The 24,825-nt window shown below is 49.1% G+C and carries 22 protein-coding genes; 17 read left to right on the forward strand and 5 right to left on the reverse strand.

Going from position 1 to position 24,825, the window contains the following annotated elements; all coding sequences use genetic code 11:
• Window positions 1–13: 13 nt before the first annotated feature.
• Window positions 14–1,420: an efflux transporter outer membrane subunit gene (locus DW096_RS17680; RefSeq protein ID WP_118931178.1), complete on the forward strand. Its 1,407-nt coding sequence runs from the start codon at window positions 14–16 to the stop codon at window positions 1,418–1,420.
• A 432-nt stretch (window positions 1,421–1,852) separates the two neighbouring features.
• On the opposite strand, the gene DW096_RS17685 is transcribed toward DW096_RS17680, so the two are convergent.
• Entirely contained in the window at window positions 1,853–3,349 is a 1,497-nt protein-coding gene (locus DW096_RS17685) for an acetyl-CoA hydrolase/transferase family protein (RefSeq protein WP_009037535.1), read from the reverse strand.
• Window positions 3,350–3,422: 73 nt separating this feature from the next.
• Window positions 3,423–3,803, reverse strand: a complete 381-nt coding sequence (locus tag DW096_RS17690; protein ID WP_005825277.1) for a hypothetical protein — start codon at window positions 3,801–3,803, stop codon at window positions 3,423–3,425.
• A gap of 393 nt (window positions 3,804–4,196) precedes the next feature.
• Between DW096_RS17690 and miaB the strand changes: the two genes are divergently transcribed.
• On the forward strand, window positions 4,197–5,570 hold the full coding sequence (miaB, locus tag DW096_RS17695) for a tRNA (N6-isopentenyl adenosine(37)-C2)-methylthiotransferase MiaB (protein ID WP_008662310.1): 1,374 nt from the start codon (window positions 4,197–4,199) through the stop codon (window positions 5,568–5,570).
• Window positions 5,571–5,672: 102 nt separating this feature from the next.
• Here the strand turns inward: miaB and DW096_RS17700 are convergent, their stop codons facing one another.
• Window positions 5,673–6,176, reverse strand: coding sequence for a DUF3836 domain-containing protein (locus DW096_RS17700; protein ID WP_061412788.1), 504 nt, complete (start codon window positions 6,174–6,176; stop codon window positions 5,673–5,675).
• Between the two features lie 372 nt (window positions 6,177–6,548).
• Here DW096_RS17700 and DW096_RS17705 point away from each other — a divergent pair, with 372 nt between their 5' ends.
• From DW096_RS17705 to metK, 8 genes are all read left to right on the forward strand, one after another.
• Window positions 6,549–7,448 (forward strand): bifunctional 2-polyprenyl-6-hydroxyphenol methylase/3-demethylubiquinol 3-O-methyltransferase UbiG, encoded by a 900-nt coding sequence (locus tag DW096_RS17705; protein ID WP_118931177.1) that lies wholly within the window; start codon window positions 6,549–6,551, stop codon window positions 7,446–7,448.
• Window positions 7,449–7,530: 82 nt separating this feature from the next.
• Window positions 7,531–8,406: an ABC transporter permease gene (locus DW096_RS17710; protein WP_005825286.1), complete on the forward strand. Its 876-nt coding sequence runs from the start codon at window positions 7,531–7,533 to the stop codon at window positions 8,404–8,406.
• Between the two features lie 83 nt (window positions 8,407–8,489).
• The gene (locus tag DW096_RS17715) at window positions 8,490–8,729 is read left to right on the forward strand and encodes a DUF3098 domain-containing protein (protein ID WP_005833999.1); all 240 of its coding nucleotides are present in this window, start codon (window positions 8,490–8,492) and stop codon (window positions 8,727–8,729) included.
• Window positions 8,730–8,885: 156 nt separating this feature from the next.
• Window positions 8,886–9,677, forward strand: a complete 792-nt coding sequence (locus DW096_RS17720) for an undecaprenyl-diphosphate phosphatase (RefSeq protein WP_005825291.1) — start codon at window positions 8,886–8,888, stop codon at window positions 9,675–9,677.
• 116 nt (window positions 9,678–9,793) lie between these two features.
• Window positions 9,794–10,501, forward strand: coding sequence for a tRNA pseudouridine(55) synthase TruB (gene truB / locus DW096_RS17725; RefSeq protein ID WP_057089642.1), 708 nt, complete (start codon window positions 9,794–9,796; stop codon window positions 10,499–10,501).
• Window positions 10,502–10,624: 123 nt separating this feature from the next.
• Window positions 10,625–11,683, forward strand: a complete 1,059-nt coding sequence (gene queA / locus DW096_RS17730; protein WP_005825296.1) for a tRNA preQ1(34) S-adenosylmethionine ribosyltransferase-isomerase QueA — start codon at window positions 10,625–10,627, stop codon at window positions 11,681–11,683.
• A 2-nt stretch (window positions 11,684–11,685) separates the two neighbouring features.
• Complete coding sequence (gene folK / locus DW096_RS17735; RefSeq protein WP_005825297.1) at window positions 11,686–12,162, forward strand: 2-amino-4-hydroxy-6-hydroxymethyldihydropteridine diphosphokinase; 477 nt, start codon at window positions 11,686–11,688, stop codon at window positions 12,160–12,162.
• Between the two features lie 301 nt (window positions 12,163–12,463).
• Window positions 12,464–13,756 (forward strand): methionine adenosyltransferase, encoded by a 1,293-nt coding sequence (gene metK / locus DW096_RS17740; protein WP_120028825.1) that lies wholly within the window; start codon window positions 12,464–12,466, stop codon window positions 13,754–13,756.
• Between the two features lie 104 nt (window positions 13,757–13,860).
• On the opposite strand, the gene DW096_RS17745 is transcribed toward metK, so the two are convergent.
• Window positions 13,861–15,807, reverse strand: coding sequence for an ATP-binding protein (locus DW096_RS17745; RefSeq protein WP_057089644.1), 1,947 nt, complete (start codon window positions 15,805–15,807; stop codon window positions 13,861–13,863).
• A gap of 155 nt (window positions 15,808–15,962) precedes the next feature.
• On the reverse strand, window positions 15,963–16,685 hold the full coding sequence (locus DW096_RS17750; RefSeq protein ID WP_120028817.1) for a helix-turn-helix domain-containing protein: 723 nt from the start codon (window positions 16,683–16,685) through the stop codon (window positions 15,963–15,965).
• Between the two features lie 180 nt (window positions 16,686–16,865).
• On the opposite strand from DW096_RS17750, the gene DW096_RS17755 reads away from it, so the two are divergent.
• The 7 genes from DW096_RS17755 to DW096_RS19615 form a co-directional block, all read left to right on the forward strand.
• On the forward strand, window positions 16,866–17,009 hold the full coding sequence (locus tag DW096_RS17755) for a hypothetical protein (protein ID WP_022400608.1): 144 nt from the start codon (window positions 16,866–16,868) through the stop codon (window positions 17,007–17,009).
• 101 nt (window positions 17,010–17,110) lie between these two features.
• Window positions 17,111–17,425 (forward strand): hypothetical protein, encoded by a 315-nt coding sequence (locus tag DW096_RS17760; protein WP_008662326.1) that lies wholly within the window; start codon window positions 17,111–17,113, stop codon window positions 17,423–17,425.
• 47 nt (window positions 17,426–17,472) lie between these two features.
• Window positions 17,473–18,336 (forward strand): DUF4373 domain-containing protein, encoded by an 864-nt coding sequence (locus tag DW096_RS17765; RefSeq protein ID WP_118931175.1) that lies wholly within the window; start codon window positions 17,473–17,475, stop codon window positions 18,334–18,336.
• Between the two features lie 186 nt (window positions 18,337–18,522).
• Window positions 18,523–19,011 carry an HU family DNA-binding protein gene (locus DW096_RS17770; RefSeq protein WP_005825310.1) on the forward strand — a complete coding sequence of 163 codons (489 nt, stop codon included), beginning with the start codon at window positions 18,523–18,525 and terminating at the stop codon, window positions 19,009–19,011.
• A 158-nt stretch (window positions 19,012–19,169) separates the two neighbouring features.
• On the forward strand, window positions 19,170–19,610 hold the full coding sequence (locus tag DW096_RS17775) for an N-acetylmuramoyl-L-alanine amidase (protein ID WP_118931174.1): 441 nt from the start codon (window positions 19,170–19,172) through the stop codon (window positions 19,608–19,610).
• Between the two features lie 26 nt (window positions 19,611–19,636).
• Window positions 19,637–19,738: a smalltalk protein gene (locus tag DW096_RS19330; protein ID WP_005825315.1), complete on the forward strand. Its 102-nt coding sequence runs from the start codon at window positions 19,637–19,639 to the stop codon at window positions 19,736–19,738.
• Between the two features lie 175 nt (window positions 19,739–19,913).
• Window positions 19,914–24,825 (forward strand): DUF6443 domain-containing protein (locus DW096_RS19615; RefSeq protein ID WP_233555729.1); only part of this gene is annotated, 4,912 nt, incomplete at its 3' end.

Here is a 24,825-nt window from a genome sequence, read left to right on the forward strand (position 1 = left end):
CAGATTGGAAAAAATGAAGAAACATATCATCCTATTGTCCGCCGCCGGTTTGCTGTTCAGCAGTTGCGGCGTGTACACCAAATACAAACCCGCTACCGAGGTTCCCGACGGCCTCTACGGGGAAGAAACGGCCGCTTTTACGGAGAGCACCGACGGTTCTCCGGTGGCTACCGAAGACAGCCTGAACCGTGGCTTGGGCGGAATGGACTGGCGCGAGCTTTTCACTGACCCCCACTTGCAGGCGCTTATCGGGCAGGGGTTACAGAACAATACCGACTACCAGTCGGCACAACTCCGCGTGGAGGAAGCCGAAGCCACCTTGCTGTCCGCAAAGCTTGCTTTCCTGCCCTCCTTTGCTCTTGCACCGCAGGGCACGGTGAGCAGCTTTGACAGCCACAAGGCTACGCAGACCTATTCGCTGCCCGTCACTGCCAGTTGGGAACTGGATATTTTCGGCCGTATGCGCAATGCCAAGAAACAGTCGAAGGCGCTCTATGCGCAGAGCCGGGACTATCGCCAAGCGGTGCGCACCCAGCTCATTGCCGGGATAGCCAATACCTACTATACCCTGTTGATGCTGGACGAACAACTTGCCATCTCCAGGCAGACGGAAGAGACTTGGAAGGAAACCGTTGCTTCTACCCGTGCGCTGATGAATGCGGGCATGGCTGATGAGTCGGCAGTTTCGCAGATGGAGGCTGCCTACTATCAGGTGCAGGCTTCCGTGCTCGATTTGGAAGAGCAGATAAACCAAGTGGAGAACAGCCTTGCTTTGTTGCTGGCAGAGACACCCCGCCGTTATGAACGCGGTGTGCTGGCCGAGCAGCAGTTCCCCGCAGACTTTTCCATAGGGATTCCTGTCCGGATGCTTTCCTGCCGTCCCGATGTCCGTTCGGCCGAGCGGACACTGGAAGCGGCGTTCTACGGAACCAATGCGGCGCGTTCCGCTTTCTATCCTTCCATCACGTTGGGCGGAAGTGCGGGCTGGACCAACTCCGCCGGTTCGATGATTGTGAATCCCGGCAAGTTCGTGGCTTCGGCGGTAGGTTCGCTGACGCAGCCGCTCTTTGCCCGCGGGCAGGTCATTGCGCAGTACCGCATAGCCCGTGCCCAACAGGAGGAGGCTTCCCTTGCCTTCCAGCAGACATTGCTGAATGCAGGCAGCGAGGTAAACGACGCCTTGACTGCCTGGCAGACAAGCCGTTCCAAAAGCGAACTGCTGGACAAGCAGGTAGCTTCCTTGCAGACAGCTGCCCGCAGCACTTCCCTGCTGATGGAGCATGGCAACACCACCTATCTGGAGGTGCTTACCGCCCGGCAGACATTGCTCAACGCACAACTGGCACAGACGGCAAATCGATTTTCTGAAATACAAAGCCTGATTAACCTCTACAAGGCGTTAGGGGGAGGTCAGGAATAGAGTGTCATCATACTACTCTCTCTGCATCTTCATTTTAAATGTGAAGGAAGGGCTGTCTGGGAAGTGATTCCGGGGCAGCCCGCTTTCAATGAATAGGAGGGATTAAATGGAGGCAAGTATTTCTCTAGACAAATTATTGCAGTTTTTCACTCAATGCGAACGATAAGTGTTGGCTCGGTGAGAGATCGATTGAAGAAACTGAAAAGGAAACTGAAGCAAAAGATAGTGAGTTTACCGGTAAGAAGGAGGTTTTGCCAGGAATTGATGCAGGGATGTAGTAGGTACTGAAATAGCTTGTTGTTGGAACTATAGATGCAGCGTGTTCCATCTATATATGCAACGCGTTGCATATATAGATCCAGCAAACCGGAAATATACATGCAACGCGGTATATCTTTCGGGCGGTTTTTCTCCGCCTTTTTAGGGAGCAGTTTATTTATACTGTGCCCAGTCTACATTCTTCATGTCTCCACTTTTGGCCAGCTCAGCGTGCATAGCCAGTGCGGCGCGCAGGGCATGGGGAGTCTGTGACTTGCCGTCGGTCAGTTTCAGGTAATCCCACAGAATGTTCTTGTAGTCCGGATGAACACAGTTTTCGATGATGGCTTGTGCACGTTCTTTCGGACTCTTGCCGCGGAGGTCGGCCACACCTTGTTCGGTGATGATGATGTTGACGTCATGCTCCGTGTGGTCCATGTGCGAAACCATCGGCACGATAGCCGAGATTTTACCTTCCTTGGCAACGGACGGACAGGTGAAGATGGAGATATAGGCATTGCGGGTGAAGTCACCGCTTCCACCGATACCGTTCATCATCTTCGTACCGCCGATGTGCGTGGAGTTCACGTTGCCGTAGATGTCGGCTTCGATGGCGGTGTTGATGGAGATAACACCGAGTCGGCGCACCACTTCCGGGCTGTTGGAGATTTCCGACGGACGGAGCACCAGCTTGTCGCGGAAGAAGTCCATATCCTGGTAGATGCCTTCCAGGCAGTCGTTCGTTACGGTCAGTGAGCAGGCGCTTCCGAATTTCACGCGGCCTTCGCGGATAAGTCCGATAACGGAGTTCTGGATAACTTCTGTGTACATTTCAAACGGCGGGATGGTCTTGTCACGTCCCAAAGCACCCAGTACGGCATTGGCAATGTTGCCCACACCAGATTGCAGCGGCAGGAAGGTAGGCGGAATGATTCCGCGTTTCATGTCGGCGGCAAGGAAGTCGGCCACGTTCTGTCCGATTTTGTCGGTCAGCGGGTCGGCGGCGGCAAACGAACGTGCCTCGTCCGGCCAGTTAGTCTCCACTACGCCGACAATCTTTTTCGGGTCTACCTGGATGTAGGGCAGGCCGATACGGTCACTCGGTTTGTAGATGGGGATTTCGCGGCGGCAAGGAGGGTCGAGGGGTTCGTAGACGTCGTGCAGACCCATGGCACTCTTGCTGTGGGCGGCATTCAGTTCCACGATAATCTGGTCGGCCAGGCGGCAGACAGTCGGAGCGATACCGCCGGCAGCCGTCAGGTAGATTTTACCGTCGGGAGTAACTTCACATGCCTCGATGATAGCAACATTCACTTTTCCCATGAAACCATAGCGTACTTCCTGCGCCATCTGTGAGAGATGGATGTCGTTGTAGGCTATTTCGCCATTGTTCACGGCTTTGCGGAAATCGGCGTTGGTGGTGTAAGGAGCACGGTAGCGGATAGCTTTGGCGCGTGAAAGGATACCGTCGCAGGAATCTCCGGTAGAAGCACCGGTGAAGATACCTATCTGGAACGGGTTTCCTTTTGCATGTTCTGCTTCCGCGATTTTTGCTAATTCAGCCGTAACGGCTTTGGCTGTTCCTGCGGGAGTAAATCCGCTCAAGCCGATGTTGTAGCCATGTTTAATCAGGCTCGCAGCTTCTGCTGCCGAAATGTAATTGAGTGCCATAATATAAATAGTTATTTTTTCGTGTAAAGATTCTGAAGGGGCTCGTAATTGGTTCTGCAATTATCGACTGTCTTTAATATTTCCGTTGAAGTATTTCTGACCAGATGATGGCTTTCCTCGCTTCTTCTGCCGAGTGGATGCCGTATTCGGACGTTACTTCATCGGATTCCTGCGGACGGGATGCCGGGGAGGGAGGGGAAGCCTTTATGGAAGTGTGCTTGGATTTGGCAGACGGTTTGGATACCGGCTTGGGCTTTTCTGCCGGCTTGGGGCCTTCGGGAATAAAGCCTCCGTAAGTATCTCCGCCCCAGTATTCGGGCAGTGGGTTGTCAACGTCGGGCATAGGTATGTCGGGACTCTTGTCAGCATTTTTATTTGCTTCTTTCTTAAACTGCTTGACGAGTCCGATTACTATGACAGCCGCAACTAACAGAAACTTGAAGACATCTTCCATATTCTTTTTGATTTTCCACCCAAAGATAGTGCAATTATCTCTTATCTTTGCTTTTGGGCAAAGTTAATTATTTAATCTGATTACAGCCAAGGAATTGGTAATAAAAAAGGGCAGCTTCACAGCTCCCCTTAATTTTTTTAACCTAAACCTTAACTATGAAAAAATCTAATGTTTCTTTCATTCCACAAATTTGTGAATTAATTTGCTCTATGCCAAATTAACACTCGGAAAATGTTTGTTCTCTTAACATAAATTAGCTGATAAGGCGCAGATTGACAACTTGTAATGGCATTTTTCTTTCATTTCATCCGTTTATTGGGAGGGAAGAAGTATCTTTGCGCTCCGGATGACAGATACCAACTATGATATAAACTGATTTTAAACGAACTGATTATGGAAAAAGTAACGGGAGCAGACTTTAAATCTGCAACTGCTGATGACAACAAGAAGTTGTTTATCGAGACTTACGGCTGCCAGATGAATGTGGCCGACAGTGAAGTGATTGCATCCGTCATGCAGATGGCGGGATATTCGGTGGCCGACACCCTGGAGGAAGCCGATGCAGTGTTTATGAACACCTGCTCCATCCGCGACAATGCGGAGCAGAAGATTCTGAACCGTCTGGAGTTCTTCCACTCGCTCAAGAAGAAGAAACGCGGCCTGATAGTGGGTGTGCTGGGCTGTATGGCAGAGCGTGTGAAGGACGACTTAATCACCAACCATCATGTGGACCTGGTGGTGGGGCCGGATGCCTACCTTACTCTGCCCGAACTGATTGCCTCGGTAGAGGCCGGTGAGAAAGCAATGAACGTGGAGCTCTCCACCACAGAGACCTATCGGGATGTCATCCCCTCGCGTATCTGCGGAAACCACATCTCCGGCTTCGTCTCCATCATGCGTGGGTGCAATAATTTCTGTACTTACTGCATCGTTCCCTACACCCGTGGCCGTGAGCGTAGCCGTGATGTGGAAAGCATCCTCAATGAAGTGGCCGACCTCGTGGCAAAGGGTTATAAGGAAGTCACCCTGCTGGGACAGAACGTCAATTCTTATCGCTTCGAGAAGCCGGACGGAGAGACGATTACTTTTCCAATGCTGCTGCGCACCGTGGCAGAGGCAGCGCCGGGCGTACGTATCCGTTTCACTACCTCGCACCCTAAAGACATGAGCGACGAAACTCTCCAGGTCATTGCCGACATGCCCAACGTATGTAAGCACATCCACCTGCCGGTACAGAGTGGGAGCAGCCGCATCCTGAAGCTGATGAACCGCAAGTACGACCGCGAGTGGTATATGGACCGCGTGGCAGCCATCCGCCGCATCATCCCCGATTGTGGCTTATCTACGGATATATTCTCCGGTTTCCATAGTGAGACGGAGGAGGACCACCAGCTTTCCCTCTCGCTGATGGAGGAGTGCGGATACGATTCCGCCTTTATGTTCAAGTACAGCGAACGCCCCGGTACGCATGCTTCCAAGTACCTGCCGGACGATGTGCCCGAGGAGGTGAAGATTCGCCGTCTGAATGAAATCATCGCCTTACAAAACCGTCTCTCTGCCGAGGCGAATGCCCGTTGCGTGGGCAAGACGTACGAGGTGCTGGTGGAAGGTGTTTCCAAACGTAGTCGTGACCAGTTGTTCGGCCGTACGGAACAAAACCGTGTGGTGGTGTTTGACCGTGGCACGCACCGTGTGGGCGATTTTGTGATGGTGAAGGTTACCGAATCCAGTTCGGCTACGCTGAAAGGAGAAGAGGTAGCCGGCTGACGGGATAGAAAAGTCTCGATGACATCAGTATGATGACACCGGTATATAGAATAAAAGCACGAGCCGTGAGGCTCGTGCTTTTCATATTATAAACTTTAAATTTTATTCTGCCATGGCCAGAATATTCGCTACGTAGTCGGTCTTGTTGTAGCTTACCAGGGTCAATTCGGACTTTGGCGCGTCCTGATTGTAGAGTTTGTAAGCTACCGGCATGTTTTCATCGTTCAATTCATACACACTTTTCTTCATGTCTTTGTCATAAGCCTTGTGAGACTCGTTCCAACGTGCGTAGGACATGGTGATTTCATCATTGCCATATTGGTATGTCATCTTAAAGTAAGGTGTCCATTCGTCTTTTGCACCGTCCCACTTGGAGGCTTCCTTGCAGGTCAAGCGTTTCTGGTCGTCATAAGAGTATTCATAACGGATGTGCCGGTAAAGTTGTGCACCGTCTTGCTTAAAGATGGTCTTGGCAACTACTAATTCGTTTTTCACTTCTTCATTGGTGATGAAGTTGTTTTCCTGAGCTTTCACTTCTGTATTCATAACGCTTACGATAGTCATTGCTACGAATGCGACTGCCTTGAATAAATTTGTAGTTTTCATAATCTTTATTTTTAATTGTTGTTACTTACTCTGTTTCTTTTAGACGTTGTTCTCGATTAAAAAGTTGCATTCCAACTAATCTTTTTCTCAAACGCCTTCGCCTAATTATAGTCAATTCCCATGCCAAAGATTTAAGTTGTTGATAATCAATGAATAGATGCTTTCGAAAACTGTTCATTATCGGACAGTTGTCCGCTTAATATCGAACAGTTGGTCATTCGTTCCGCCGGCTGGCCGGAGCAAGCGTTTGTTTTCTTAAATCTCCTTAATGGAAACCCTATAAATCACTTTTTATTTGTTATTTTGCACCAAATTTAGGTATGGTGTGGTCTGTTTCATTCGGGCTGCACTTCCTTATTGGCAGAACGTTCGATGAATAAACTCACTATAAAAGCTTGTCCGTTATGTGGTGGAACGCATTTGGAGCGCGCCCTGACATGTGTAGACCATTATGCCTCGGGCGAAATGTTCCACTTGTGCCGCTGCCGGGATTGCGGTTTCCTTTTCACACAAGACTTTCCCGTGGAGGCTGAAATCGGTCGTTACTACGAAACTCCTGATTACATTTCACATACCGATACCCGCAAGGGGGCGATGAACTCCGTGTACCATTGGGTGCGCAACTATATGCTGGGACGCAAGGCACGCCTTGTGTTCCGTGAAGCACACCGCAAGGAGGGCCGCCTGCTGGATTTGGGTACGGGGACCGGTTACTTTGCCGATGCCATGCAGCGTCGCGGCTGGCAGGTGGAAGCTGTGGAAAAGAGTGCGCAGGCGCGTGCCTTTGCCAAAAAACACTTCAATCTGGATGTGAAACCCCATACGGCATTGAAAGATTTTGCACCGGGCAGTTTCGACGTCATCACCCTATGGCATGTCATGGAACATCTGGAACCCCTCAACGAAACGTGGGAAACCCTGCACTCCCTGCTGACTGAAAAGGGGGTGCTGATTGTAGCTGTGCCCAACTGCTCCTCTTTCGACGCAAAGAAATACGGGGCTTACTGGGCTGCCTACGATGTGCCCCGCCATTTGTGGCACTTCACACCGGGCACCATCCAGCAATTCGGTTCCAAGCATGGTTTCATCATGGCAGAGCGGCATCCCATGCCGTTCGATGCCTTCTACGTCTCCATGCTGACAGAAAAGCACATGAGGCACTCGTGTACTTTCCTGCGGGGAATGGTGACCGGTACACTGGCCTGGTTCAGCGCGTTGGTGAAGAAGGAACGCAGCAGTTCCATGATTTACGTGTTCAGGAAGAAAGGGTGAGAAAAGGGATTAGGGATTAATGATTAATAGCGACTGATTTACATAACTTGTAGCTTGTAACTCGTAACTTATAATTGGTATAATGAAAGCAAAGAATAACTCGGTATCCTATTTTGACATGCAGTTCATTACGTCCAGCATCAGTACGACGCTGGTGTTACTGCTGTTGGGGCTGGTTGTATTCTTTGTGCTCGCGGCTCATAATCTTTCCGTGTACGTCAAGGAGAACATCAGTTTCTCCGTGCTTGTCAGTGACGACATGAAGGAGAGCGACATCCTGAAGCTTCAGAAGAGGCTGGACAAGGAGGCTTTTGTGAAGCAGACGGAATACATTTCCAAGAAGCAGGCACTCCGCGAGCAGACTGAGGCGATGGGTACGGACCCGCAAGAGTTCCTCGGCTACAATCCTTTCACTGCCTCCATCGAAATCAAGCTGCATTCCGACTATGCCAATTCGGACAGCATCGCCAAAATAGAGAAACTGATTAAAAAGAATACCAATATCCAGGAAGTGCTCTACCAGAAAGACTTGATAGATGCCGTGAACGATAATATAAGGAATATCAGCTTGATGCTGCTGGGGCTGGCTGTGATACTGACGTTTATCTCCTTTGCGCTGATAAACAACACCATCCGTCTGGCTATATATTCCAAGCGTTTCCTTATCCACACCATGAAGCTGGTGGGAGCAAGCTGGGCATTCATCCGTCGTCCGTTTCTGCGGCGCAATTTCTGGATAGGTGTGCTGGCCGCTTTCATAGCCGACAGCATTCTGTGGGGAGCCGCCTATTGGCTGGTGTCCTACGAACCGGAGTTGGTCAAGGTGATTACGCCCGAGGTGATGGTGCTGGTGTCGGGTGCCGTGCTGGTGTTCGGTGTACTTATTACGTGGCTGTGCGCTTTGCTTTCCATCAACAAATATCTGAGGATGAAGGCAAGCACACTGTATTATATTTAACGCCTTGAAGTGCATAGAGAGAAAGCACTGTTATCGCAGCCTCCAAATAGTAAATTGTAAATAGTAAAATAGTAAATGTATAGATGAGTAAAGAGAAATTCGCTTTTGATAAGACCAATTTTATCCTGCTTGGCATCGGAATGGCGGTGGTTATCATTGGTTTTCTTCTGATGACCGGCCCCGTGTCTACCCCGACGACCTTTGAGCCGGACATTTTTAGTGTGAGACGCATCAAGGTGGCTCCGGTAGTTTGCCTGCTGGGGTTTGTGTTCATGATATATGCCGTGCTGCGCAAGCCTAAAAGCTGTCGTGCAGAGGAGTAAACTTTCAGACGCGGATTACACAGATGACGCAGATTGGAATATTAGAAATCCGTGTCATCTGCGTTATCTGCGTCTGAAAAATAATCAGAAAGAAAGTAGTAACAGAGCTTCCGGACAGCCCCTCCGGCAACTCAAGAACTTAAAAACTTAAACAAATTGGAATGGTTTGAAGCGCTTATCCTTGGGCTTATTCAAGGACTGACCGAATATCTGCCGGTGAGCAGTAGCGGACACCTCGCCATCGGTTCGGCATTGTTCGGTATTGAGGGAGAGGAGAATCTTGCTTTTACGATAGTGGTACATGTGGCTACGGTGTTCAGTACGCTGGTGATACTCTGGAAAGAGATTGACTGGATTTTCAAGGGACTGTTCAAGTGGCAGATGAACGAGGAGACACGTTACGTCATCAATATACTGGTATCCATGATACCTATCGGCATTGTGGGGGTATTTTTCAAGGACGAAGTAGAGGCCATTTTCGGTTCGGGACTGGTCGTTGTGGGCTGCTGCCTGCTGCTGACAGCTCTGCTGCTGTCTTTCTCCTATTATTATAAGCCGAAGCAGAAGGAGAACATCAGCATGAAGGATGCCTTTATCATCGGTCTTGCACAAGCATGCGCGGTGCTTCCGGGGCTTTCCCGTTCGGGCAGTACCATTGCAACCGGTCTGTTGCTGGGCGACAACAAGGCGAAGCTGGCACAGTTCTCTTTCCTGATGGTGATGCCTCCCATCCTGGGCGAGGCACTGCTGGATGGAATGAAGATGATGAAAGGTGAGGCGGTTGCAGGGGATATTCCGACACTTTCGCTGGTGGTAGGTTTCCTGGCTGCTTTTGTTTCGGGCTGCCTGGCCTGCAAGTGGATGATAAATATTGTGAAGAAGGGCAAGCTGATTTATTTTGCCATCTATTGCGCGATAGCCGGTGTCATAACGCTCATATTAAGCTAAAGTCCCCTCCTTGTGTGGGGGGAAAGACTGATTACTCCGGAAATCAATAAGAGAAAAATATTAAGTTGTACCATTTTATCCCCCTCCCTACCGGGGAGGGGTTAGGGGAGAGGCCAATGAATTTTAAAGAAGGAGAAGTCCTCTATTTCAATAAACCGCTGGGATGGACATCGTTCAAGGTTGTGGGACATGCGCGTTACCACATCTGCCGGCGGATAAAGGAGAAGAAGTTGAAAGTAGGCCATGCCGGTACCCTCGACCCGCTTGCTACGGGGGTGATGATAGTCTGTACGGGCAAGGCCACGAAACGGATTGAGGAATTCCAGTATCACACGAAGGAGTACGTCGCCACCATCCGGTTGGGCGCCACCACTCCCTCTTACGACCTGGAACATGAGATAGATGCCACCTATCCCACGGAGCACATCACCCGCGGACTGGTGGATGAGACGCTGAAGAAGTTCATCGGCGAGATACAGCAAGTGCCTCCCGCCTTCTCGGCATGTATGGTGAACGGGAAACGTGCCTACGACCTTGCCCGCAAGGGAGAGGAGGTAGAGCTGAAACCCAAGTTGCTCGTCATCGACGAGATAGAGCTGCTGGACGACGGGCTGGGTATTGCCGAACCGTGGATAAAGGTACGCGTAGTATGCAGCAAAGGAACTTATATCCGCGCCCTGGCACGTGACATCGGCGAAGCCCTGCAGAGCGGCGCCCACCTCACCGCCCTGGAGCGTACCCGTGTAGGCGACGTCCGGCTGGCAGACTGCCTCAATCCCCTCGATTTCAAAGAGTGGATAGAGGCGCAGGAGATAGATATTTAGTTATAAGTTATGAGTTATAAGTTATTTGCTATGAAGTGTAGCATACTGCCGGATAACTCATACCCTCTTATGACTAAAACAGACTGATATAAATAATAAATAACTTATAACTCATAACTAATTATGAAACTGTCGCAATTCAAATTCAAGCTTCCCGAAGAGAAGATAGCTTTGCACCCCACGAAGTACAGAGACGAGTCACGTCTGTTGGTGTTGCACCGTAAGACGGGTGAGATTGAGCACAAGATGTTCAAGGATGTTCTGGACTATTTTGATGACAAAGATGTGTTTATCTTCAACGACACCAAGGTTTTCCCTGCCCGCTTGTACGGTAACAAGGAAAAGACCGGTGCGCGTATTGAAGTGTTCTTGTTGCGTGAGTTGAACGAAGAACTCCGGTTGTGGGATGTACTGGTGGATCCTGCCCGTAAAATACGTATCGGCAATAAGCTCTACTTCGGTGACGACGACTCTATGGTGGCTGAGGTTATCGACAACACCACTTCGCGTGGGCGTACGCTTCGTTTCCTTTACGACGGTCCGCACGATGAGTTCAAGAAGGCGCTCTATGCGCTGGGCGAAACGCCGCTGCCCCACAGCATCATCAACCGTCCCGTAGAGCCGGACGATGCCGAACGTTTCCAGTCTATTTTTGCACGCAACGAAGGAGCTGTTACAGCGCCTACCGCCAGCCTGCACTTCAGCCGCGAGCTGATGAAGCGTATGGAAATCAAGGGTATTGACTTTGCCTACATCACCCTGCATGCCGGCTTGGGTAACTTCCGCGACATTGATGTGGAAGACCTCACCAAGCACAAGACAGACTCCGAGCAGATGATTGTGAACGAGGAAGCCGTGCGGATTGTGAACCATGCCAAAGACCTGAACCGCCAAGTCTGTGCCGTAGGTACCACCGTGATGCGTGCCATCGAGAGCACCGTCAGCACCGACGGACATTTGAAGGAATACGAGGGTTGGACCAACAAGTTCATCTTCCCGCCGTACGACTTTACCGTGGCCAATGCCATGATATCCAACTTCCACATGCCGCTCAGTACCCTGCTGATGATTGTTGCCGCTTTCGGCGGTTACGAGCAGGTGATGGAGGCATACAATGTGGCATTGAAGGAAGAGTACCGCTTTGGTACGTATGGAGATGCGATGCTGATTACAGACCGGTAATTATGGTTGTTTATTTCAGTCTTGGTACCAATCTCGGCGATAAGGAGCAGAACCTCCGCATGGCCGTCCAAAAGATAAGAAAGCAGATAGGTGAAGTGATTTCCCTATCTGCTTTTTATGCTACTGCTCCGTGGGGCTTTTCTTCCGATAATACTTTTCTGAATGCCGCACTCTGCGTAGACACTGCTTTGGCGCCTTTGGAGGTGTTGCAAACGACGCAGGAAATCGAGCGGGAGATGGGGCGTACGCATAAGTCTGTCAATGCAGTGTATAGCGACCGTGTGATAGACATCGACCTGTTGCTCTGTTTTGCCGATGACGGTACTCCCGTTTTGCTGGATACTCCCGAACTGAAACTTCCTCATCCGCTGATGCAGGAACGCCGTTTCGTGATGGAGCCGTTGGCGGAGATTGCTTCAGGCGTGGTGCATCCGGTATTGGGAAAGACAATCGGGGAATTGTTGCAAAATCAGTGTTAATCTCTGCTATCTGTAGCGCAGATACAAGATTTCTTTTTTATCTTTGCCTCCGGAAAGCGAAGATAGGCTGCACCTCAGCATAAAAAATGAACAAGTTCATTTTGTTCTGCGTTCGGTTTGCACTATCTTTGCCCCCGAAAAACGATATGTGGAGAGATTTGAGTAGCTTGCAACCACAGAAAAAAATGCTAAAACACATCATTTTCTGACGGCACGTTTGTGTGCCGGATGCATCTACTCCACACACCTCCTTCCGCCATTCGTTGAATTATCAATTATCAACTATCAATTCTCAACTGAAATGGGATATTTATTCACATCCGAATCGGTGTCTGAAGGACACCCCGACAAAGTGGCCGATCAAATATCGGACGCTGTGCTTGACAAACTGTTGGCCTACGACCCCAGTTCGAAAGTAGCTTGCGAAACTCTGGTTACTACCGGTCAGGTAGTGCTGGCTGGAGAAGTGAAAACCAAAGCGTACGTTGACATGCCTCTCATCGCACGCGAAGTAATCAAGAAAATCGGCTATACCAAAGGCGAGTATATGTTCGAGAGCAATTCGTGCGGCGTGCTGAGCGCCATCCACGAGCAGAGCCCCGACATCAACCGCGGCGTGGAGCGACAGGACCCCATGGAACAAGGTGCCGGAGACCAGGGAATGATGTTCGGTTACGCCACCAACGAAACGGAGAATTACATGCCGCTTTCACTGGACCTTGCACACCGCATCCTGCAAGTGCTGGCAGATGTCCGTCGCGAGGGCAAGGTGATGACCTACCTCCGTCCCGACGCCAAGAGCCAGGTGACCATCGAATATGATGACAACGGCACACCCGTACGCATCGACACCATCGTAGTCTCCACCCAGCACGACGACTTCGTCCAGCCTGCCGACGACAGTGATGCCGCCCAGCTGAAGGTCGACGAGGAAATGCTCGCCCAAATCCGCCGGGATGTAATCGAGATTCTGATGCCGCGTGTCATTGCTTCCATCCATCATGAAAAGGTGCTGGCACTGTTCAACGACCATATCACATACCACGTCAACCCCACGGGCAAGTTCGTAATCGGTGGTCCTCACGGTGACACCGGGCTGACGGGACGCAAGATTATCGTAGATACCTACGGCGGCAAGGGTGCCCATGGCGGCGGCGCTTTCTCCGGAAAGGACCCCTCTAAGGTAGACCGCAGCGCAGCTTATGCAGCCCGCCACATTGCCAAGAATCTGGTAGCTGCCGGCGTTGCCGACGAAATGCTGGTGCAGGTAAGTTACGCCATCGGTGTGGCACGCCCCATCAATATTTTCGTAGATACTTATGGCCGCAGCCACGTCAATATGAGCGACGGTGAGATTGCCCGTAAGATTGACGAGCTGTTCGACCTCCGCCCCAAGGCGATAGAAGACCGTCTGAAACTGCGCAACCCCATCTATCAGGAGACTGCTGCCTACGGACATATGGGCCGCGAGCCGCAGATCATCGTCAAGCACTTCAAGAGCCGCTACGAAGGCAACAAGGACATTGAAGTGGAACTCTTCACCTGGGAGAAGCTGGACTATGTGGACAAGGTGAAAGCCGCATTCGGTTTATAATCAGCATAGCTTTACGGCTATTTATATAGAAGGCTGCCCTTCTGCAGATACCGATGTTTCGGAGGATGCAGAAGAGGCGGCCTTTGTTGTTTTGGTCTTGCTCTTCAAATGGATTTTTTCACCGGCAGTACAAACACGAACCTTGCCCCCTCCTTGTACTCCTTGTCCAGCAGCACTTTCCCTTTCAGCCGTTCGGCGATGAGGCGGCAGATATTGAGTCCCAGGCCGGTGCCTTGCCCGAAGTTGTCAGCCTTTTCAAAGCGTTCGAAGATGGTTTCCGAGTATTCCGGGGGAATGCCGGTACCGGTATCGGTGACGGAGAAGGTGACGTATCCGGGATTCTCTGTGAGAGAGCAGTGCAGGCGGATTTCGCCTTGTGTGGTGTGTTTCTCTGCATTGGTAAGGAAGTTGATGAGTATCTGGCACACACGTTGCCCGTCGGTGCTCAGTTCGTAGCAGTCGTCCACTTCGGAGGTGTAGTAGAGCTTCACGCCTTCGGGCTTGCGGTGTTCAACGGTGGTTATGGCTTCCCGGCAGAGCTTGTTGCAACTGTGCGGCGCTATCTTCATGGTGTATCTGTTGCTTTCCAACTCGGCTGCGCTGAGGATGTCCCCCACCAGTGTAAGGAGGAGGTCGGAATTGTGCTGTATGAGATGGCAGAAATCCTGCCTTTCCTCTTGGGAAAGGTTCGCGTCGGGGGAAGTGATGAGTTGTGAGAAGCCCACGATAGAGTTGAGCGGTGTCCGTATTTCGTGACTCATGTTCTGCAGGAAGATGCTCTTTGCCTTGTTGGCTGCTTCGGCTTGGTCGCGTGCTTCGGAAAGTTCCTCGTTCTTGTGGCATAGTTCGAGGTTGACTTTACGTTTGCGGTGGAGGTAGAGCATCAGGAAAAGCAGGGATAACAGCAAAAAGCCGGTGACAATGCTGAAAAGAGTGATGCGGTAGCGCGAGGTGGCCTGTATGTTTTCCATTTTCAGACGTTCGGCGCCTATCTGGGTGTTCAGTTCGGCGATGTCCGACAGTTGCAGCAGATTGTTCGTCGAATCCAACTGCTGGTGGTATTTTTTCAGATATTTGATGGCATTGGGATAGTCTTTGGCGTATTCGTAAATGTAAGCATGTTGTTGCAAGCCTTTCTCGGACAATTGGTCAGCGTGGGCATGGGCCTGCTCATACTGTTTGTCCAGTATGTTCTTGCTGATGTGGGCTATCAGTAGGGAAACGTTGGCAGAGAGCTTGCAACGGTCTGCCATTTGTACGGCTTCTTTATAGCAGTCGTTGAATTCATCTATACGCCCCTGCCGGAATAGTATCAGGCATTTCTCTATCATGGCTTGGGCTATGTTCCGTTCTGTTTTGGCGCTCTTCAAGGCTTTTTCGCAATAGTCCAGTGCGGTGGCGTAATCTTTTTGGGTGTTACGGTAATATTCGGCAAGGCTTGAGTATAGTTGGCTGGGATCCTGGTCGGGCATATTCTTCAGCATATAGTCCAAGGCTTCCTGATAGTATTGGGCGGAGAGGTCGAAGTTTCCGCGTGATTTGTAGATATGGCCCATGGTTCGGATACAGCTGAAGATACCGTAAGGGTATCTGTCGGCAAAAGCTTGCTTTTTCATTTTTTCCGCTTTCTGCAAGGCGAGCAATGAGCGTTGTTGGTTCAGGAAGTAGATGATTTCGCTGCTCCAAGCGTGATAATAATATTGCAGATAGTTATTGGCACGTGAAATCTCTTTCAGGTCAGTGGATGCCTTTTCTATTTTGCTATCATCTTTTTGGGATATATAGAACTGCAGGGGGATGATGTATGCCAGGCATTGTGCTTTTTTGTCACCGAGTTTCAGAGCCTGTTGATACAAAGTGTCGGCCACCAGCAACCCCTCCTGCTGGCGTGCCTGCTTGGAAGCCCGCTGGTAGATGGGGTAGAGTGCATCGTCTATCTTGTAGGGATTGTTCTGTGCTGCGGAAGGTAGGGACACCCATACTGAAAGCACTAGAAAACATAACCTTGAAAGAATGCACTCCCTCTTTGTTCTATTGGATGGAATAAGCATGTTTTTTTCCGGATACTTATTATTATGCCTATGGCATCGCAAAAATAAGATAAAAGAATAAATTACAAGCTTTTTTTGTATAATTTCTCTGTTTACTTATTAAACAATCCTTGCCAGGAGCTTTCTTACGAAATTTCCGGTGATAATGCCGCCCTCTACATCATCATATTCTTCCTTATCGAGAACTTCACGATGGCCATTGCATTGACTGCCGCCAGCGGCAGGTCCATGGGGTCGTGGTGGTTGTTGTAGCTCACCAGACGGATGCAGTCCGGTTGTTCGGAGTGGTTGACGTATTTCACTGCCAGGTATTCGTCGCCGCCCCGCTCGAAGGAGACGAGATACATTTCACCGTAGATGACGTCGGTGAAGTCGCGGATGGACTTAAAGCCTACGATGTCGCCGGACTTGAGGATGGGATACATCGAGTCGCCCGAGACGTAGACGGCACCGTCGCACACAGGGATATTGGGAATTACAATCCGCCCCAAGGCGTACTGCGGGCGGTCAGCCAGCAGTGTCTTCAGGTTGGCGGCGGCAGAGATGTCATAGAGGGTCACGCTACGGTCGTCCATAGGGTCGGCTGTTTTCGGTGTGTGAAGTATTTCCACTTCACCTTGTACCAAGTCATTGTCACAGAATTTTAAATGATGTGCAGGCGAGCCCTTTCCCGTCAGCAGCCAGTTGTAGTCCACGTCGTCCAGGCTGCCCAGCAGCAGGGGGAAGTCGATGCTGTTGCGGGCGTTCCAGTTGCTCAGTGTGGAGCGTGATATACCCAGAAAGGCGGCAAGTTCGCTGTCTGTCTTGAATTCTTTCGCCAGTTTGGCACGTTTTATGATGTCTGCCGCACAAAATACCGGGTCTTTGTCATTCGCCATATTCTTCAGTTTTTACGTGTAAATTATTCAGAAACTATTATCTCCTCATTTATACTGTCTTACGTCTTATTTAAGAATTTAATTCCCGATTTGTTTGTTTTATAAATGAAAACAGTATTATCTTTGTTGGGACAAAAATACATATCATGTTTTATAAATGCAAATAAAAGGGAGGGATTTATGGAAAATACACATCTGGTCTTTTATCCGGAAGCATCCGAATTTAGCAAAAATACTTACGAATTTGAAAAAATGGGCATCCACCTTGCCGGATGTATAGATGAGGTGCGTTGGAAGTATAGATGCAACGCGCTGGATGTATAGATAGAATACGCTGGATATATACTTCCAGCAAACAGCCCCTACAAGCATCTTTGGCAGGGGCGTGCCGAAAAAAATATTATTGTACTAATTCTTAACAAAAAATGGTTATGGAACAGATTATTGAAAAAAATGTTCGTTTCTGTGGATGTTGCCACAGAGAACTGCCCGTTGATTCTTTTTATGTAGACAAGCGTACGCTTGCCCCCGACAATTATTGCAAGGAATGCCGTAGGGCGATGAGTAACGCCCGCTACCGTCGCTCACTTCCAGCAAGCAATCCCCTCCGTTATCCGGTCATCACTGAAATTTCGGACTGTACCCTTCGTATGTATCTTATTCTGAATGCTTTGAAGGTAGTGCGCGAAAGCGTGCTCCGCAAGCGGAAACGCCTATGCGAAGCAGGTGATATAGAATGATACAAGCCGCTCTCTCCCCCTAATCACTAACCCCTAATTATCAAACCATGTCCAGAATCAAAAAACGGGGACTTGACTATTTCCCCTTGAACACAGACTTCATGCACGACCGTCTGGTGCGCCGCATCATGAAACGTGAGGGTGACGGCTCCTTTGCCATTCTGCTGGGCGCCCTCTCCTGTATTTATGCCGATGAAGGCTATTACGTGTGTGCCGACGAGCTTTTCTACGAAGACCTTTCCGCCTGCCTCTATGAAAAGACGGCTGCCGACGTGAAGCGCATTCTTGCCCTGGCTGTGGAGTACGGCATTTTCAATGCCGCCCTTTTCGGCAAATACGCCATCCTGACTTCTGCCGAGATACAGCGGCAGTATCTGTTCAGTACCAAGCGCCGGAAATCTTCCGCCATAGACACACGTTATTGTCTGGTGGATGATTCTCAGAGCGATGACGAGGCTGCGCCGACTGCCGCCGGGAGAGTGCCGTCTGCCAATGGAAGCGTGCCGTCCGCTGCCGAAAGTGCAGCATTTAAGCCCGAAAATGCGACATCGGGTACACATAGCACAGCAGAGCATAGCACATCACAACACAGCAAAGAAAATCCCCTCCTCCATAGTTCCCCCGGAACCGGGGGCACTGAGGGCGCGGATGTGCCATCCGCGGAGGGGGAATATCTTCGGAAAATAGAGCAACTGCAACCGCCGCAGGATGGCACGGACCGCAACCTGGACGGGCTGCTTTTCAATCTGAAGCAGTTCCATATTCCTCCGCAAGAGCAGTATGCCATTATCCTCAAAAGTAATTTCGGTGCTATCGGCCACCCCCTGTGGAAGGGCTTCTATGCCTTGCGCGAGAGTCATGGCAAGATACGGCAACCGGGGCGATACCTGTTGAGCCTGTGCTGTAAATAGTGTTTTCGATATGTGAATAAATTCATGAAGAAAAACGGTTTTTTTAATTTGCACACTTTTCCGGATAGCGTTATCTTTGCAATGTGGTTAAGCTTAATACACGAAAATAAAACAATGTTGTTTCATTTGAAAAAAACGAATCCTTGAATTTCAAGACAAACTATTAATTTTTAAAACAAAACTACTATGCCAGTAATTTACAAATCATTTCAGTCGGTTCTTGCCAACAAAGAGGGCAAGAAGCTTTTTTATCCCCGCGTGGTGCTGACGGGGAATGTGGACACCGAGCAGGTGGCCAAGGAGATTGCGGAGTTGTCTTCCCTCTCTACGGGTGACTCGAAGAATGTCATCGACAACCTGGTGACCGTGATGACTCGCCACCTGCAGTCTTCCGAGAGCGTGACGCTGGACGGTCTGGGTACTTTCCGCCTTACGATGAAGTCCACCATGAACGGTGTGGAAGACCCTCTGAAGGTGTCGGCTACCCAGTCCACACTACGAGTGCGTTTTCTGCCCACCTCCAAGCGTAATCTGGACCATACGGTGTCTACCCGTTCGCTGGTGACCGGGGTGAAGTGCGTGCGCTTCGACCTTCAGGACACGGCAGGTTCGGGCGGCAACGACGGTGGCTCGGGCGGTAACGACGGTGACCAAGGTGAAAATCCGTTGGGATAAGGCCATTTACGATTTGACGATTTACGATGTACGATTGAAATTCGTACTGCTAAATAACCGCGCCTATGCAGGCATTTATGATACGAAAAGTAATCGTACATCGTAAATCGTCAAATCATAAATTACTAATCTTCAATCATTAATCACTAACTAATCTTATGCGAAAAATCAACTACATCGTGGTGCATTGCAGCGCCACGCGGGAGGGCCATGTGCTCACTCCCGAGGCTTTAGAGTCCGAGCACCGCCGCCGTGGCTTCCGCACGACGGGCTATCACTACTATATCCGGAGAGACGGTACCGTGCTCGGAACCCGTTCCCTGGAACTGCCCGGTGCGCATTGCCGCGGTCACAACAAGTATTCGATAGGTATCTGCTACGAAGGCGGGCTGGATGCCCGGGGAAATCCGAAGGATACCCGTACGCCGGATCAACGTTCGGCCCTGCACCTGCTGGTGCACCAGCTGCTACAACAGTTCCGGAACGCCCGTGTATGCGGCCACCGCGACCTCAGTCCCGATTTGGACGGTGACGGGAAGGTGGAGCCGTGGGAGTGGGTGAAGCAGTGTCCGTGCTTCGAGGTAAGTAAAGAATTTTAGAACAATCATCTTTAAAACATGGAATTATGAAAATAAGCAAAGAAACCTGGAAAGATATCTTGAAAATTGTGGGTACCATCATTGCCACCATAGCCAGTGTGCTGGGCGTGCAGGCGATGCCACTGTAAAAACAGTATTACAAAACTAAAAAAGTGTGCCGGAAGCCGAAATACCTACTTCAGGCGCACTTATTTAAGAAATATATAAATTTCATTGAATATGAAAAATAGAATCAAAGTATTGTTAGCTCTTCTTATGTTATTTGGCACAACACAGTCGGTATGTGCACAGGACGGTGGAGATATGAATAATCATCTTCTGCGGATAAATGATTATGTACCTGCTATTCCCGAAGCGGCAGGTATGCAATTGTATGGAAACATTCCTGTAAGTGAATACACAGGAACACCTGATATCTCTATACCGCTATATACCCTTAAATGTGGGCGTATAGAACTACCCATTACGTTGTCTTATCATGCGAGCGGAGTCAAGGTGGCTCAAGAAGCTACGTGGGTAGGTCTTGGTTGGAATCTTTTGGCAGGAGGGTGCGTCAACCTTAATGCTGTGGGCAAGGTAGACGCGACCTCTGGTACATTTGCTACTTGGGCTGAATGGGAGAAAATAAAATATCACTGGAAAGTACAGAGTGCTGATACGTTGAACTACCGTTCGGGGACCGAGGAACTGATGAATTTGTGGGGAAATTTAATGTTCGACCCCAATACGAGTAATACGACCAATGGAATTATTAATGAAGGCCTTATAGGGCAAGGTGAAAGAGATATATTTGAAGTTGCATTGCCCGGAGGAAGATCATTCAAATACTTCTTGCACCCCAAAAGTCAGACTCCTGTCATTATCGGTTCCAGGATGAATTGTAAAGTGTGGCATAGTGCTGAAAAAGTGATCATTACAGATGAAGCAGGCACATCTTATGCCTTCAGGCCTTATGCATTTGTAACTTCCAATGCTCCCTTGACTTATATGCTGACAAGTATGACGGATGTGACGGGACATACTATCACTCTAACCTATGTTACCGCCAGTTGCTATTCGGTGCCTGTTATGTCGGAGTATTATACCGTAGGTACTCCTCCGGACAATGACTATATAAAACGGAACTTTACTGCCGGCATTTCACAGACTTGCTATTTAAGCAAGATAGAAACCGATACGGAAGAAGTGATTTTCGAGATGGGAAGTCGTGAAGACCGCTATCCGGGAACTACCGGAAAACTGACAAACATGAAAATAAAGAGTAAGTTGGACGGGAAGGATGTGTATTCTTACCAGTTCAATTATGATTACTTCATTTGTCCCGAACAATCAGTCGGCGGTAATTACTTGTCATCGGACGATTATGGGTCGTCGTCTACCATACCCACCAGCGTACTTCGTAAACGTCTGAAACTGCTTTCTGTACTTCGAAAAAATGGCACTTCGCAGGGTGAAAAGCATACATTCACTTATAATGAAGCTGTGAACTTGCCTTATAAGACTTCTTTTGCCATAGACTATTGGGGATATTACAATGGACAGCAGAATACTTCCACGCTTACAAACCGTGTTCATACATTGATTCCCTCCCTGGAAGGTTTGACGAATGTTCCTTTATCCGGTTCTACCGCTGTCAGAAATTGTAGCCGGGAGTATATTACGGCCAATATGCTGAAGAAAATCACATATCCTACGGGCGGCAGTGTGGAGTTTGAGTTTGAACCTCACACTTTTGTAGGAGACAATCGTTTCATTTCTGCAGAGGATTTGAATAAGTATGACGCACAAGTCAAAGGTGTCAATACTGTCAACAACAACGACCTGATAGTGACGCCTTCCGCTACTTTCACTCTGCCCACCACGCAGGTAGTGACGGTGGATGCTCAAGTCAATTTTCCCGATTATGAAGTCAATCAAGTCACCGGCTCCGGAACCACTTTGCGGAAACTCGGTGCCGGAGGAAGTGTCATTAAATCGTACAAAGTGACTTCACAAAATACCAGTGGGCATGTGTATCATGTCAACGAGTCGTTCACATTGGAAGCGGGAGATTATGTCCTGACAAGTACATTGAGTTCTGCAGTTACCAATCAAGGTTATTCTACCCGCAATGCCAGTTCTGCTACTTTGACCTATAGAGGCGGTGGAACTGCAGTAAACAAAGACACATTGCAGAAAGTTGGCGGAGGAGTGAGAATCAAGACCATTACTAAAAAGAATAATACAGGTGAAGTGTTGGAACGTACCGGTTACTTGTATGAAAGCGAGAATCACAAGACCTCTGGCATTCTGATGTTCTCAGTCAAGTTCTATGATGATTTTAATGTCCGGCGCGGAAGCTATACCACAACTCCTGAAGGAGTGATACGCCCTTCTACCAGTTACCACACTTTCCGCCGTTTTTATGCTCAGGCGCAAACTCCACCAGCTTCTACGCCCAATGCCAATCCTGTAGGTTACAGCCGTGTCGTCAAGCAGCGCGATTTTCTGGATGCGGGGAGAGAGGAACTCGTATTCAGTAACATAGCCGGCCAGGATTATGATGCTACCTTGGCTTATATGCCTGCCAACTATAATGGGCGACTACTGAAAAAGAGCATCTATGATGCCGGTAATATCTTGGTATGGGAAGACACCTATGAATATGAGATTGCAAACAAGTGGCAAGAATTGACCAACATCCGTGTAAGGGACAACTATGTGGGTCCGGTTAATTGCTATTCCGGCAGTATCACCTATAATGAAAACATCGGAGGACAGACGGTGAGCTTTAGAAATCCATTGGCTTATCACGGACGTTTTGAGATAACTTTATATCCGCATCTTACCTATGATATACGGTTAAAACGGGAAGTTTCGACGGAATATGCCCATGGTGTACCGGTGACGCAGGAAAAACTGTATACCTACAACAGTCGTAACCAGATAGCTACTTGCCGCACAAGTACCAGCCGTTCGGGCTATGTAATGGAAAGCTATGCTTATGCAGCGGATGTTTCTTCCTACAAAGATGAATTCAAGGCTAATAACGTGCTTGATGCTGTACAGAACTACCAACGAACATCGGGAGGAGCGACGCTGTATCTGAATAATACGTACGGGGACGTCTTTTCTAAATTCACCTTGCAGTCCAGTGAAGAATATAGTAGTTTGTATCCTGAGAAAAGAACTGTTTCTTATAGGTATGATAGTAAATGGAATCCGGTGGAAGTTACTACTCCCGACAACATGTCTGTGGTCTATTTGTGGGGCTATAAATATTCTTTGCCGATTGCCCGTCTCAAAGGTATCACTTATGCGGAAGTAGTGTCTCGGCTCGGAACAACAGGTTTGGATGCTTTGTGTTCTGCCGGTTCACCCAATACGACGGCCCTCTATGCACTGAAAACGTCCTTCCCGGAATGCGAGGTCACAACCTGGCTTCACAATCCTTCTTATGGGCTGAAGGAGATAAGAAAAGCAACTGGTTTTAAGGATTTCTATCTCTATAATGCTTTGGGTGATTTATCTGATGTGCAGGATCATAACCAAAATCCTATTGCCTCGTACTTCTATCAGTGGTCTCCTGACGGCACTTCGCAGAATTACGTTCGCACTCATGCTATGACTGCAGCAGCAGGTAGCAAGTATATGGCAAGTTATGATTATTATGACGGCTTGGGGCGTCTCTTCCAGAAGGTACAAAAGGGAATTACTCCTGCCGGAAGTAATTTGATATCGTTACAAGAATATGATGGCGCAGGACGTCGTTCGGAGAGTTGGCTCCCAATTGTTTCCTCCTCTGTTTATATGTCTCCTTCGGCTATCAAAAGTGCGGCTCCGGGCAACTATTCAAGTGATTCCCGTCCCTACAGCAAGCCTGTTTACAGTGTTTCCCCATTAGACCGCATTCTGAAGCGATACTCTCCGGGAGCGGCATGGGCATCAAAACCTGTAACTATGGATTATCTGGCTAATTCTTCCGATGTGAATTGCATTAACTATTCGGTAAGTTCGTCTGGGGCACTTGTCAACAACGGTACTTATGCAGCCGGACAGTTGCGCGTGGTGAAACGTATTGACGAAGACCAACATGTTTCTTATACTTTCACAGACAAACAAGGCCATATATTGCTGGAACGCCAGATGCAGGGTAGCGAGCAGCATGATACTTATTATGTGTATAACGATTTGGATAACCTTTGCTTCGTATTACAACCGATGTATCAGAGTGTGTCAAACCTGGATCAATATGCTTTCCAGTACAAATATGACAACCGTAACCGTTGTAATTGGAAAAAGCTTCCAGGTGCTTCTGCTGTGAGCTATGTGTACGATAAGGCAGACAATATGATCTTTTCCCAGGATGGCAAGCAGTATGCCTCTAAGCAGTGGAGTTTCTATCTGTATGATAAGTTCCATCGTCTGGCAGTGCAGGGCGTTTGTTCCAATACGAATACGGCTGCAGTTTCGAATGTTATTGTATCATGTACACGGGTGAATAGCAACAGCGGTTTGGGTAACAGTGGATATACATCAAGCTTCGCCTTGGTGTCGCCCGAAGTCCATAGAGTAAACTATTATGACGACTATGCCTTCCGTAGTCTGACCGGTTTCGATAATGCCGGCTTTCCTGCGGCAACAATCGATGCCAAAGGATATGTCACCGGTAGTGTAGTCACTGTTCTTGGCAGCAGTACAAAACTTTATTCGGCTAATTATTATGACTTTGAGGGACGCATCACAAAAACGGTTCAAGGCAATTTGCTGGAGGGTTATGATACGACGAACACTGTTTATACTTTTACCGGCAAGCCGAACACTGTGACACATACACATACTGCCAGCGGAAAGACCACGCGCACGGAAGTATATACCTATACCTACGACCATGCGGACAGAATAAGTAAAGTGCAGCATAGTCTTGGCGGCACTTCAATCACTCTGTACGATGCCACTTATGACAACTTCGGTCGTTTGCTGACCAAGCAGTATCACGGAACGAGCATCAACAAACTGACATATGCCTACAACCTGCGTAGCTGGCTGACGGGCATCAGCGGTACATGCTTCACACAGAACCTGTACTACAACACGGGTGTGGGTACAGCGAAGTACAATGGCAATATCAGCAGCATGACCTGGAAGTCCGGGAACGAAAGTACAGTCCGCGGTTACAAATTCACTTATGACGGTCTTGACCGGATGCTGAACGCTACCTATGGCGAGACAGCAA

The organism is Bacteroides sp. AM07-18 (assembly GCF_003602695.1).
GTDB classification, from domain to species: domain Bacteria; phylum Bacteroidota; class Bacteroidia; order Bacteroidales; family Bacteroidaceae; genus Bacteroides; species Bacteroides uniformis.